A 13,783-nucleotide genomic window follows, 5' to 3' on the forward strand; every position below is an offset into this window, starting at 1 on the left:
TTTGTTGCCAAACATCCCCGCTACACAGCATCGATATCCATTAAAAGCTGTAAACTTGCAAACTCCCGATACAACTCATTACTTTCCATTAACTCGCTGTGAGTGCCACTCGCCACCAACAGCCCTTTATCCATAACAAAAATCCGATCGGCATTGATAACGGTTGCAAGTCGATGAGCAATAATCACTGTAGTACGATTCGCCATTAGTGAATCAAGAGCTTGCTTTACTTTAACCTCACTGACGGCATCGAGCGCACTAGTTGCCTCATCTAGCAACAGTATTGGCCTGTCGGCTAAAATAGCTCTAGCGATAGCAATACGTTGTTTTTGGCCACCCGATAATCTCACCCCCCGCTCACCTAAATAGGTAGCGTATCCATCGGTAAATTCACGAATAAACTCATCGGCTTTTGCCGCAATACAAGCCTGTATAACTTCATCGTCGGTAGCGTCCAAACGCCCATAACGCACGTTATCAAACACATCCATTGCAAAAATCACCGACTCTTGTGGCACCAAAGCGTACTGCTGGCGTAAATCAGTTAATGATAAAGTCGAAATATCAACATCATCTAACAGTATTCGGCCTTCTTTAGGTTGATAAAACCGCATCATTAACTCAAACAAGGTACTTTTACCCGCACCACTAGGGCCAACAAGTGCGACTCGCTCACCCGGTTTTATCGTTAACGTCAGCTGCCGAATAACGTCTTGCGCATTGTCGGATGGATAAGCAAACACCACATTGTCAAAATGAAGCGCGCCTTTTACCGGTAAGGCTAGTTGATTAGGTACTGATTGCTGAGGGATATCAACAGGGGTAGTCACTAACTCCATTAAGCGCTCAGCAGCTCCAGATGCACGTTGGATTTCACTAAAAACTTCACTGATGGTCGCCACCGCCCCAGCAACCATAACGGCATAAAACATAAATGCAGATAGCTCCCCACCTGTGATATTGCCATTCATCACATCTTTAGCACCAACCCAAGTCACAAATGTAATTGCGCCGATACTTAACAACATCACAGACGAAATCAATAAAGCTCGATATGTAATTCGGCTTTTAGCCACCGCCATTACAGCTTCGACACGATCGGCAAATAATTGGCGATCTTTTTGCTCATGGGTATAAGCCTGCACGGTATGAATTTCATGCAAAGTTTCATCAATATAAGCCCCTAAATCCCCCACTCTATCCTGGCTTTTACGTGATAGGAGCCTTACTTTACGACCAAAAAAACTCACAGGCCCCAACACCAAAGGTACAGCCAATAGCACTAATGCTGTCAGTTTTACACTGGTAAACCCCATCATAACGATACCGCCCAAAACGGTTACACTCGATCTCAATGCCATTGACAAACTTGACCCAACAACACTTTGGATAAGCGTACTGTCGGCAGTAAACCGAGAGATAACTTCACCTGTTCGCTGCGTGGCAAAAAAGCCTGGCGATAACGATAATAAGTGCTCATAAACCTGCAAACGAATATCCGCACTCACTCGCTCCCCAAGCCAGGTCATTAAATAAAATCGACAAAACACCGCAGTGCCGCTGATTACGGTAATACCAAAAATAATAAGCATAATTTCATTGAGTCTTGCTGCATTGTCGGCAACAAAGCCCTCATCAACCATTAGTTTTACGCCTTGTCCGAGCGACAACCACGCTAACGAGCCAATAAACAAAAAAATAATCGCAGCAATCACTTTCATTTTATAAGGTGATAAAAACTGTATTATCCAAGGTAAAACGCGGTAGGGTAGAGAAGCACTTTTAGATGAGACTGTTGCAGTCGTAGAGTTCATCACAGTATTAACCAACAAATAAATCTAAGATAAATCGATAATAACAACAAACGTGCAGTAAGTAACCTGAGCTCTGGATAACAAACACCTCTTAAACAACCCTTTGTCTTTCTAACTGCGTTACTTGTATACAATAAGATGAGGCTTGCTATTGGCGCGTCAATTCGCCTTGATTAGAAAACAAATGACAAGCTTGAAAGTTGGCCAAGATTAAGGTTTTGATTTTGAATTTAACATCATAAACTCATCTCTTATCCAGACATCCGCTTAAGTAGATCAATGATCTTTGATTTAACAACTTAATGGACTAATAAATAACAAAAATTACCTATGAAAAACTTACGTAATGCTATGTCTAAAGCGTCTGCAGGGTTCAGTATTATCGAACTGGTTGTGGTAATCGTGGTGTTGGCAATACTTGCCATCGCCGCAAGCAGTCGCTTTATTAATTTGCGCAATGACGCGATAGTTTCAACAATGATCGGTATGGAAAGCGCAATGCAATCTGCTGCCACACTAACCTACTCAAAAGCCGCTATCGCTGGAGTGGAAAGGCTTGAAAGCACCACGCTCAATATTGATGGTGTCGATATTGTGCTTGCCTATGGTTACCCAAACGGCACCGCCGCAGGCATAGATTTACTCATGGACCTACCGGATGGTGATTGGCAAAAACGCGCAAGTGTATTCGATGGCGCCTGGATTTACTGGCATGGCGTGATAGCAGAAGATGCAGGCGTTGCACAATGTTATTTACGTTACAGGCAAGCCACATCATCCACTGCACGGCCAGTTATCGATGTACAAACAAGCGGCTGCTAATTGCACATTGCTTAAGCATCTGGGTAACGATTATCAATGGCTTTTAATGAGCGTAAAACAAACCAAGCCCTCCAATATTAGCACTGCACGCCCGCTCTCGGTGTACAAGCATTGATGTAAAAACAAGCGGCAGCTAATTGCACATTGCTTAAGCATCTGGGTAACGATTATCAATGGCTTTTAATGAGCGTAAAAACAAACCAAGCCCACCAATATTAGTCACTGCACGCCCCGCTCTCGATGTACAAGCATTGATGTACAAGCATTGATGTAACAACAAGCGGCAGCTAATTGCACATTGCTTAAGCATCTGGGTAACGATTATCAATGGCTTTTAATGAGCGTAAAAACAAACCAAGCCCACCAATATTAGTCACTGCACGCCCGCTATCGATGTACAAGCATTGATGTACAAGCATTGATGTAAAAACAAGCGGCAGCTAATTGCACATTGCTTAAGCATCTGGGTAACGATTATCAATGGCTTTTAATGAGCGTAAAAACAAACCAAGCCCACCAATGCTGAGCACTAAAATAACAATTAAATCAAAGGCACTCATGTAAGTAAAACGAAAATTAATCGAACTTATCACCCCAAAAATCAGCGCAATAAGTGCACCAAAAGTGAGTAGCCAACCAAATGGGTTTTTAGCATTGTAAAACATCATCCCCACACCAAAAATAAAGGGGATCATCACCATTCCACTGGTTAACCCAAAGCCACCAAATTGATATAAATGACTGCCAAGTCCAAAAGAACTAGTGACCTTAATGGCATTCAGTAACATATAAAATCCGCCACACATCATGGCTAAACCAATAAAAAACTGCCCAATACCACCTGACGTTCCACCAGCACCTTTCATCACTATCCCTTGATATGTTTTATGTATTTACAATTTACTCAACCCTTTGGCCAATAGCAATCTTATACTCAATCAACCTCGCGCTATTAAACGATATCTGAGATAATGTTCAGAGCTTTTGTCATTAAAACTCGACCGATAAACGGCATCTTGCATTCATCAACATTCTTTTATTTAGGTAATAAACCCATGACTACTCAATTTGCTTGCGCAGGCATTGAACTTGAGCTTTTTCGCTACCCTACTCAGCAAGCTTCAAATTTACAAGCATGGGACGCAGCCGATGAACACCTAATTAAACATTTAGTCGATGTCCAACAGAGTGCAATTCCCACGGCAATCCTCAACGACAGTTTTGGCGCCTTGTCTTGCGCCTTGGTATCTATTGAGCCTCAGTGGCCTATTACACTGGAAACCGATGCAAAAACCAGTTTGCTTGGTTGCCAATACAACCTGCAACACAATCAATTAACCCCAGCGTCTTTACACATTATCAATAGCCGTGAAATCCTACCAAAGCACACACAATTGGTATTAATGAAACTGCCTAAAAACTTGCATTATTTTGCTCAACAACTGGCACGTTTGTCAGCTGTTTTGCCCGCGGGAACCCAAGTGCTAATTGGTGCTAAAGCAAAATCCATTAATGCAGCGTTACTCAGTATCATCGAAAAAAACTTAGGTACCGCAAGCGCCAGTTTAACCTGGAAGAAAACACGAGTAATCACTTGTGTCAGTGACGGCAAGCCACGAGAGTTAGCAAACCCCGTGAGTTGGAAAGTAGATGAGTTAGGGCTGACAATCACCAACCTTGCCAATGTGTTTGCAGCCAACAAACTCGATATTGGTGCGAGGATCATGCTCGACAACATGCCTAAAGGCGACTTTAAGCAGGTGATTGATTTAGGCTGTGGTAATGGCATTTTAGGGTTGCATGCAAAACAATGTTACCCCAATGCAAGTATTCACTTTGTCGATGACTCAGATATGGCCATTGCATCGGCGCAGCACAACTGGCAACACAATAAGTTAGACAGTGATGATGATTTACCACAAGGGGTGTTTTATTGGGACGATTGTTTAACTCACCTTCCTGCGCACATTAGCCCAGATCTTGTGCTCTGTAATCCCCCTTTTCATCAAGGCGAAGCGATTACCGATCATATTGCGTGGCAAATGTTTGTTGATGCTTACAAACGTTTAAAAACTGGCGGCATTTTGCATGTTGTAGGTAATAGACACCTGGCCTATCACGTTAAAATTAAGCGTATTTTTAATAACTGCACGACCATCGCCTCTAACGGTAAGTTTGTCATTTTACAAGCCAAGAAATAACCCATTCCAAGCATGGTATATACCCATTCAACCAGACTATTAGGTATATACCAAGCTATCTAAGATGGGCTTAACGACAATTAACCTAAGCCCCAAATAAACACTGCGCCACCTTAACCAATCTAAATTGGACTTACCAAAAAAAATAATTGGTTGACACAATAAATAACCAAAGCCTAAAATCATTTTACCCGCTAAAGGTGTTTACGACTTAACTGCATGGCAACTCCCAGCAATCTTAAACACAGATTGGCTTAGCTTACGAACATAACTGTATGACAACACTCGACATGGATGTCGCTTATTTAGGTTGAGCTCCTCAGTCTCATACCATTAGTCGGCCCCTTAGTTTTCTTTGGGGTCTTTTTTTTTATTTGTTGACATAAAAAAACGCACTGACGATAGCGACAGTGCGTTTATAGTGATAAAAACCTTAGCCTTTAATTTTAACTAAATTTTCAATTGAATACAGATCGCGATTAGCACTGTTTTTACGGCGTACTTCTTCTAAGGCTTGCTGCTCAAGCTTGTCAAATAATACGTTAATTAACCGATTAAAATGTTTATGCATTGCTAAGCGTGCCTCTGCTGCATCATGAGCAGATAAAGCTTCGTAAATGGCTGTATGCTCAGCTAAAGTCTTATTATTGTCGGTGCTACACACAATATTGTAATCTTCGATAATTTCATTGCTCGAAGATCGCAACGCCCACATGTTTTCAAATAAATTAATCAGTGCACCATTGCGGGTAGAGTGCGCAATGATTTGATGGAACAGCTCGTCGGCTTCTTCGACATTTTCCATGTCTTTCATCATGACAAGTGTGCCGTGAAGCCTTTCAAGCTCTTCTGTTGTAATGGTTTTAGCCGCGAGTGCAGCGATTTCACCTTCAACAAGAGCTCGAGCTTGTGTTAACTCAAAAGCATTCACGCTACTTGCGTTAACGCTTTGTTTTTGGTTGTTCACCACGTAAACACCAGAGCCTGTTTTGACTTCCACTTTTTCACGCACTTCTAACGCAATGATCGCTTCACGGATAGTCGGCCTGCTAACTTCAAACTTCTCTGCGAGCTCACGCTCTGGGGGTAAACGACTGCCTACGGGATACTCGCCACAAGCAATGGCAGCCTCTATCGTATCGACGATTCGCCAAAATAAACGACGGTTTTTCATATACCTTCCTTCGAAAAGTAAAACCAATTAAGTGGTTTAATACTGACATATTATCGGTTAAAACCGTGGCAGCAAACAACTAAATAACATGACATGCCACTCACATTATAAAAACAATAGCACACTGTCATACCATTAATAGCATTGGTAATAACAAATAACTATAAAAACAAACAAATTGGTAAGTCAATTTGGTTGACATGATGTTAATAGTTGGTTAGTTTCTATGCAGGCGCAGAGTAATACTCAATATGCCTTAAAAGCGGAGTGTTCCGCTAACAGAAAGAATGCACAGATCTGGGGTGATTAAAGTGAAATTTAACAAAATAAATGATACTACAAACAAAATAGAAGCGAAAAAACAACCTCATGTAATCATGTTGTGTGCCTCATATCATCATCTTTAATCCTTGAGCTATTCATTAATATCCTTTGACACAGACACGCAACCCCAATGAAAGACTGTGATACTCAAGCGCCAAAACGCATTTATTTATATCAAAGGATATCTGGTCTACCAATTTATACAGATGTATTGGTGGAAAATTAATTAGGTTCTACTAGAGAGACAACATGAGCCCATTCAACTCCCACACACCATTTTCATATGGGTTAGTCACAAAAATATTTCTGTTATCGCTGTTGATTCCTTTAACGGCTCAGGTGAATGCACAAGAGCACTTAGTTGCATCACAAGCACAATATCAACAAGTATTAAAACAACTGCAACCAGGCGATAGCATCATTTTACAAGATGGCACCTGGCAAGACTTTGAAATAGTATTTTCAGCTAAAGGCACAGCTAAACAACCAATCACATTAACTGCACAAACCAAAGGCCGTGTTATCCTGTCAGGGCAATCTGATCTAAAATTGGCAGGCGAATATTTACAAGTATCAGGTTTAGTGTTTAAAGATGGCTTTACACCAAGTAATGAAGTCATCGCCTTTAGAAAAAGTAATCATGATCTAGCTAACCACTCTCGAGTCACTGAAGTGGTAATCGATAATTATAACAACCCAGACCGACAAGAAGCCGACAACTGGGTCAGCCTATACGGGCAACATAACCGCCTTGATCACAACCATTTTGTTGGTAAACGTAATGCTGGTGTCACAGTAGCCGTTCGTCTAGAAGGCAAAAAAAGTCAACAAAACCATCATAAAATTGACCACAACTACTTTGGTCCTCGACCGATTTTAGGCTCTAACGGCGGTGAAACAATCCGAATTGGCACCAGCCCATATTCACTCACCGATTCATTTACCGTTATCGAAAATAACTATTTCGATCGCTGCGACGGTGAAGTTGAAATTATCTCGGTAAAATCAGGCAAAAACCGTATTCAAAATAACGTCTTTTATAGTTCACGCGGCACATTAACCCTAAGGCACGGCAACGGAAATATTATCGACAGCAATGTATTTTTAGGAAATGGCGTAGAACATACCGGTGGGATCCGCGTCATTAACCGCGATCAAACTATCACCAACAACTATCTAGAAGGGCTAACCGGTAACCGCTTCGGCAGTGGCTTTACCATCATGAATGGCGTACCTAATTCAGCTATCAATCGCTACCATCAAGTAGTTAACGCTAAGGTCAGCCATAATAGCTTTATCAACCTTGAGCATATCGAACTGGCCGCTGGCAGTGATAACGAGCGCACAGCAATACCACTCAACAGCACATTAAGCCAAAACTTATTCATAGGCTCAACCTCACCATTTACCATAAATGACGACATCAGTGGTCTTGAGTTTATCCAAAATGCAAGTAACTTTGACACTAAAGCACTCAACGACGCGCTGGCTAAGGGGATAAGCTCACAAACAATCACCATGGTACGAGCCGCAAATGGGCTGTTATACCCTAACAATGAAAAACTCGCTAAATACGGGGCGAACACATCACTCAAGCCAATATTAAAGCAAAATACTGGCGCACCTTGGTACCCTAAATCAGAACCCACAATAGCCTTCCAGTCTGGCAACACGATTAATGTAACGGCGACCGACGATGACTTAGTCAATGCGGTTAAACATGCAAAATCAGGCGACATCATATTACTCAGTGATGGAAAATATAACGTCACCCACATACTCAACATCAATAAAACATTAACCTTTAAAGCCGCTAACCCGCACAAAGCCATCATTCGCTTTGAACGCCCAACCCTATTTGAAATTCAAAACAACGGCAACTTGCAACTAGATGGTTTAGTGATAAATGGCTTAAGCAGCCCAGATTCTGCGGGCAATAGCGTCGTAAGAACTCGTAAATGGGGCATGTTAACTAATTATCGTTTTGACATGACAAACAGCATCGTTGAGCAACTTAATGTTAATCAAGCATTTCATTTTTTTGACTCAGGTGACCGTGCATTTGCAGATGCCATTAATGTAAGCCACAGTCAATTTCGTCATATCAGTGGCGACATATTCCGCCTAAATAAAGAAACCGATGACCTAGGGATCTATAACGCAGAGTACCTCACCCTAAACAACAATCAATTCATTGATATTGAAGGTGTTATTGCAACCGTATATCGAGGAGGAACAGACGAGAGCACTTTTGGCCCTCATGTATTGGTTAATAACAATCAGTTTACTCGCGTTAGCCTTGGTAAAAACAATCACACTGGTGCCGTGCTTAACTTACACGGGGTTCAGGTGAGCACGATTGAGCACAATCAATTTAGCCAAAGTGCGCCTATTATTGTTGAGCATACCGTGGGAGAGCCGCAAACACGCATTGCAAACAATCAACTCAATAACACTGCCCATCCTATTGTCACTGAGCTTGTGGCTGTGGGTAAGCAAACCGCAACAATCAACAATAATAAAGCGCAATCACTATGAACAACATCAAGCTAGCAACAGGCCACCCCATACCATCGTATATATTTACAAGCGCATTTTACAGACTAGCAATGTCAATAACTCGCCGTATTGGCAGCATCGCTTTACGGGTTTTAATCGCTTATACCGTGTCATTTTCGGCCACGGCTGCACAGCACCCTAATCTTGTCATCAACCAGCAAGATGTGGCCGACATGAAACAAGCCATTGCGCAACCTGGTGCATTTCAAGAGGCTTTTAACGCCACATTAGCGCGTGTGGACCAAGGGTTAACTCAAGCTATTGAAGTGCCTGTTCCACAGGATGCTGGCGGCGGTTATACCCACGAAAAACATAAAAGCAATTATCAGCAAATGTACGATACTGGCATTATTTATCAGCTGACGGGCGATAAAAAATATGCCCAATACGTTAAACATATGCTGCTGCAATACGCCAAGCTTTACCCAACACTGCCGCTGCATCCAAAACGTAAGAGCAGCAACGAAGGCAAACTGTTTTGGCAAGGGCTTAACGAGGCAGTGTGGTTAGTCCACACAATTCAGGCATATGATTTTATTTATGATGCCCTAACCCCTGCAGAACGTAACAGCATTGAAATGGGCGCAATAATGCCAGTGGCATTATTTTTATCTGAACAGTCGCCAAAAACATTTAATAAAGTCCATAACCACGGCACATGGGCAACAGCAGCTGTGGGTATGACGGGTTATGTATTAGACAAACCATTGTGGGTTGAACGTGCATTATATGACCTAAATCTAGCCAAAAAAGGCGGCTTTATGCGCCAGCTAGATGAGCTATTTTCACCCGACGGCTATTACAATGAAGGGCCATATTATCAACGCTATGCCTTAATGCCTTTTGTTACGTTTGCAAAAGCCATTGAGCAGAATGAGCCACAGCGTAAGATATTTGAATATCGAAATGGCATCTTACTTAAAGCCATCACAAGCTCGGTTGAGTTAAGTTACAACAAACTGCTTTTCCCGCTAAATGACGCCATTAATAGCAAAGGCATAGACACTATTGAATTAGTCCATGGCATTGCCATTGCTTATGGTCTTAATCACGATCCACGCTTACTTGATATCGCCCAGCAACAAAATAATATTTTACTCACTGGTGACGGCCTAAAAATCGCTCAAGGGTTAGATAACCAATTACAACAACCTTACCCGTTTGTGTCGTCGTTATACCGCGATGGCCAACAGGGTGATAACGGTGCTTTAGTGGTGATGCGTCAAGGTGGTAAAACCGATCAAACCTTGGTATTTAAAGCCACAGCACAAGGCTTAGGTCATGGCCATTTTGATAAACTCACGTGGCAATTTTACGACAAAGGCAATGAAATTGTATCGGACTACGGCGCCGCACGCTTTTTAAATATTGAAGCCAAGTTTGGTGGAGGCTACCTCCCAGAAAACAACTCGTGGGCTAAACAAACTATTGCCCATAATACCTTGGTGGTTGATGAGCAAAGCCATTTTAACGGCAAACTTAACATGGCCAATAAGCACCACCCACAACTTAAATTTTATGAGTCGCAGCCAAACTTAACCATTGCCTCAGCATCAATAGACACCGCTTATGAAGATGTCGCATTTAAACGCACACTTGCTCTGGTTAATATTAAACAGCGTGATGCAGTAATTGGTATTGATATCATGCACGTCAAGGCAAACAAGCCACACCAATACGACTTGCCTGTGCATTACCAAGGACAATTGATTGACACTAACTTTCAACGCAAAGCATCGCTCAATCAATTACAAGCTTTAGGGCAGCACCATGGTTACCAGCACCTATGGTTGTTAGCAACCGCTAACTTAACCACCCACAGCATGCTTAATCGATTGGCAAAAATTACCTGGCTTAATAACAATGGCCGTTTTTACACCTTAAGCACGTTAGTAAACGCCAACTCATCACAGCACAACGATGAGCAAATGTTATTTACACAGCTAGGGGCAAACGATCCCAATATGAATTTACGTCAGCAACAAGCGTTTATTCATCGGGTTAATGCCACAAACCACACCTTTATTAACGTGATAGAACCCCACGGTGAATACAACCCGTCAAAAGAATATACCCTTGGGGCCACCAGCAATGTGGCGGAGCTTAATCATTACCAACAAGCAGAATTAGCAGCGTTAACCATTCGTTTTACTGATGGTCAGCAATATCTACTCGCGATGAATCATTCAAATAACGTTGTAACAGAGCAAACCCAAAGCGTGATTACTGTTAATGGAGCCCAGTATCCATTTAAAGGCCGCGCACAGCTTATTGGGCCGCTTGCTAGCGCCCAGGCAATCCAATCAAAAAATTCGAAATAAAATAGGAGCTCCGACGATGAAACAGAATCAACATTTTGGCTTTGGCAATAAAACAGAAATACAAGACATTGGCGGCGGATTAAAGCGTCAAATGCTTGGATATAACCATGAATTGATGGCGGTTAAAATTTGGTTTGATAAAGGTGCTGAAGGCTACGTACACGCCCATCGTCATTCGCAAGTGTCATATGTTGTAGAAGGTGAATTCCATGTCAATGTCGACGGCGTGATTCAAATACTTCATGCTGGCGACAGCTTCTTTGTTCCCCCTCATGTAGATCATGGCGCAGTGTGCCCAACCGGAGGTATTTTAATTGATACCTTTAGCCCACCACGTGAAGACTTTGTTGAGGACTTAGTATGAAAAACAGTCCTTTTAAGCTAAATCATCTTCGGTGGTTGGTGGTCAGTTTAGTCGCCATTGCTACCGTGATTAACTATATCGACCGCTCAGCCCTTGCCATTATGTGGCCTGGCATTGCCGAAGATTTAGGCCTAGATAAAAACGATTACGCTAACATTATTACCGTATTCATGATTTCTTACGCCATTGGTCAATCACTGTTTGGTAAAATTTTTGATGCCATAGGTACACGGTTAGGCTTTTTATTATCAATCGTTGTCTGGTCGGTATCTATCGCCTTACACGCCATTGCAGCTACGGCTATGTCATTTGCCATCTTCAGAGCCATTTTAGGTCTTGGTGAAGCAGGTAACTGGCCGGGTGCCACCAAAGCCAACGCCGAGTGGTTTCCCATTAAAGAACGCGCGTTAGCACAAGGTATTTTTAACTCTGGCGCTTCGCTTGGCTCTATTATTGCGCCGCCATTAATTGCATTTTTGTATGCGTTTTTAGGATGGCAGGCCACCTTTATTGTGATTGGTGCACTCGGGCTTATTTGGATAATTCCATGGATGATTATTTATAAATCAGCCCCCGACTCTCACCCTTGGATCACCGAAACAGAACGCCAATATATTCTTACCGGCCAGCAATGCTCAACCGAAGAGAAACAAGCAAAAGAATACGTGCCAACCACAGGACAGCTACTGCAACACCGCGAAGCTTGGGGTGTTATTGCTGCACGCTTTTTTATTGATCCTATTTGGTGGTTATTTGTTGCCTGGTTACCCTTATATTTAAACGAAAAATTTGGCTTTGATGTTAAGCAAATCGGTGCATTTGCATGGCTGCCGTATGTTGGCGCGGCAATTGGTGCGTTATTTGGTGGCTGGTTTAGTGGTCATTTAATGAGCCGTGGCTGGACGGTGAACAAAGCACGCCGAAGCGCCATTGTACTCGGCTGTTTAGTGATGCTGCCAGCACTGCTGCTGACATCTCAAGCAGCCACACCTTGGCTAGCAATGGGATTAATCGCAGTAATTTTATTTGGCTTTCAAACGGCGATTGGCAATGTGCAAACCTTGCCGAGCGATTATTTCTCGGGTAAAACAGTGGGCACATTAGCTGGCATTAGCGGTACGTCGGCGGTGTTAAGTGTCATCATCACCATTCAATTAGTGCCTATGATGACTCAAGGCGGTGACTACACTCCATTCTTTATTTTGGGCGCGGCACTTGTACCATTGGCGTTAATATCATTATGGTTAGGCGGAAAAATAGAACCCGTAAAACCTAAGTTATAATATCTACTTTATCGGTAAAAAGGCTTGCTAACCAAACGTTAGCAGGCCTTTTTGTTTATATAAATACCATTCATCAATTAGCATACTGACAAGCAACCCAGTAATATGATGGTCAATAGTGAAAAAAAACAATAAGAAGACACAAAAATGGACTACATAGCAATTAATAAACACGCATGGGATCAGCGTACTAAAATTCATCTAAACTCATCATTTTATGACTTACACGCTTTTATAGCTGGCAAGTCATCATTAAATCCTATTGAACTTGAGCAAGTTGGCAATGTACAGGGTAAAAACCTGTTACACCTGCAATGTCATTTTGGTCAAGACAGTTTATCTTGGGCAAGACTTGGCGCAAAAGTCACTGGGGTAGACTTATCAGCCGAATCTATCGCCACCGCTCAGCAACTGGCAAACCAACTACAACTCGATGCACACTTTATTAACAGCGACATCTACCAGTTTGGGCAAGACAACACCGCACAATATGACATCGTTTTTACCTCATATGGCGTACTTGCCTGGTTACCCGACTTAACCCGTTGGGCAGATACTATTGCTGGTGCTTTAAGGCCTGGTGGTGAGTTTCATTTAGTCGAATTCCACCCTTTTAATGACGTGTTATCTGGCTATGGATATTTTGCACAGTTACAACCAGATGTAGAAGATGAAGCCACCTACACTGAAAATCACAACAACCAAATCGAAACTGTCGCCACATGGCCGCATCCCATAAGTGAAGTGATTAGCGCACTCATTAACGCAGGATTAACCATTGAAATATTTAACGAGCACCAATACAGCCCATATAATTGCAGCGAAGGGTTAACATTTGTGGATGGCAAAGGCTATCAATTTGAACACCAAGGCCACCCAATCCCGCTGATTTACTCTATTAAAGCAAAGAAACTAAGTTAG

Annotated in this window: 11 protein-coding genes; 7 read left to right on the plus strand and 4 right to left on the minus strand. The window is 42.3% G+C overall.

Going from position 1 to position 13,783, the window contains the following annotated elements:
- Positions 1 to 20 precede the first annotated feature (20 nt).
- Positions 21 to 1,814 (minus strand): ABC transporter transmembrane domain-containing protein, encoded by a 1,794-nt coding sequence (locus K8B83_RS19245; RefSeq protein WP_188739492.1) that lies wholly within the window; start codon positions 1,812 to 1,814, stop codon positions 21 to 23.
- A 330-nt stretch (positions 1,815 to 2,144) separates the two neighbouring features.
- On the opposite strand from K8B83_RS19245, the gene K8B83_RS19250 reads away from it, so the two are divergent.
- Positions 2,145 to 2,636 (plus strand): prepilin-type N-terminal cleavage/methylation domain-containing protein, encoded by a 492-nt coding sequence (locus K8B83_RS19250; RefSeq protein ID WP_188739437.1) that lies wholly within the window; start codon positions 2,145 to 2,147, stop codon positions 2,634 to 2,636.
- Positions 2,637 to 2,784: 148 nt separating this feature from the next.
- On the opposite strand, the gene K8B83_RS19255 is transcribed toward K8B83_RS19250, so the two are convergent.
- Positions 2,785 to 2,946, minus strand: coding sequence for a hypothetical protein (locus tag K8B83_RS19255; protein WP_188739436.1), 162 nt, complete (start codon positions 2,944 to 2,946; stop codon positions 2,785 to 2,787).
- A gap of 145 nt (positions 2,947 to 3,091) precedes the next feature.
- Positions 3,092 to 3,502, minus strand: a complete 411-nt coding sequence (locus K8B83_RS19260; RefSeq protein ID WP_188739435.1) for a hypothetical protein — start codon at positions 3,500 to 3,502, stop codon at positions 3,092 to 3,094.
- Positions 3,503 to 3,691: 189 nt separating this feature from the next.
- Here K8B83_RS19260 and K8B83_RS19265 point away from each other — a divergent pair, with 189 nt between their 5' ends.
- Complete coding sequence (locus tag K8B83_RS19265) at positions 3,692 to 4,837, plus strand: methyltransferase (protein WP_188739434.1); 1,146 nt, start codon at positions 3,692 to 3,694, stop codon at positions 4,835 to 4,837.
- Positions 4,838 to 5,270: 433 nt separating this feature from the next.
- Here K8B83_RS19265 and K8B83_RS19270 read toward each other — a convergent pair whose 3' ends face one another.
- Entirely contained in the window at positions 5,271 to 6,011 is a 741-nt protein-coding gene (locus tag K8B83_RS19270) for a FadR/GntR family transcriptional regulator (protein WP_188739433.1), read from the minus strand.
- A 573-nt stretch (positions 6,012 to 6,584) separates the two neighbouring features.
- Here K8B83_RS19270 and K8B83_RS19275 point away from each other — a divergent pair.
- From K8B83_RS19275 to K8B83_RS19295, 5 genes are all read left to right on the plus strand, one after another.
- A complete protein-coding gene (locus K8B83_RS19275) occupies positions 6,585 to 8,873 on the plus strand; it encodes a polysaccharide lyase 6 family protein (RefSeq protein WP_188739432.1) in 2,289 nt (762 codons plus the stop codon).
- Positions 8,874 to 8,944: 71 nt separating this feature from the next.
- A complete protein-coding gene (locus tag K8B83_RS19280; protein WP_188739431.1) occupies positions 8,945 to 11,215 on the plus strand; it encodes a heparinase II/III domain-containing protein in 2,271 nt (756 codons plus the stop codon).
- Positions 11,216 to 11,231: 16 nt separating this feature from the next.
- A complete protein-coding gene (locus K8B83_RS19285; protein ID WP_188739430.1) occupies positions 11,232 to 11,579 on the plus strand; it encodes a cupin domain-containing protein in 348 nt (115 codons plus the stop codon).
- On the plus strand, positions 11,576 to 12,862 hold the full coding sequence (locus tag K8B83_RS19290) for an MFS transporter (protein ID WP_188739429.1): 1,287 nt from the start codon (positions 11,576 to 11,578) through the stop codon (positions 12,860 to 12,862). The genes K8B83_RS19285 and K8B83_RS19290 overlap by 4 nt, the downstream gene beginning before the upstream one ends.
- Positions 12,863 to 13,009: 147 nt before the next feature.
- Positions 13,010 to 13,783: a class I SAM-dependent methyltransferase gene (locus K8B83_RS19295; RefSeq protein ID WP_188739428.1), complete on the plus strand. Its 774-nt coding sequence runs from the start codon at positions 13,010 to 13,012 to the stop codon at positions 13,781 to 13,783.

Source organism: Shewanella inventionis (genome assembly GCF_019931735.1).
Taxonomy (GTDB): domain Bacteria; phylum Pseudomonadota; class Gammaproteobacteria; order Enterobacterales; family Shewanellaceae; genus Shewanella; species Shewanella inventionis.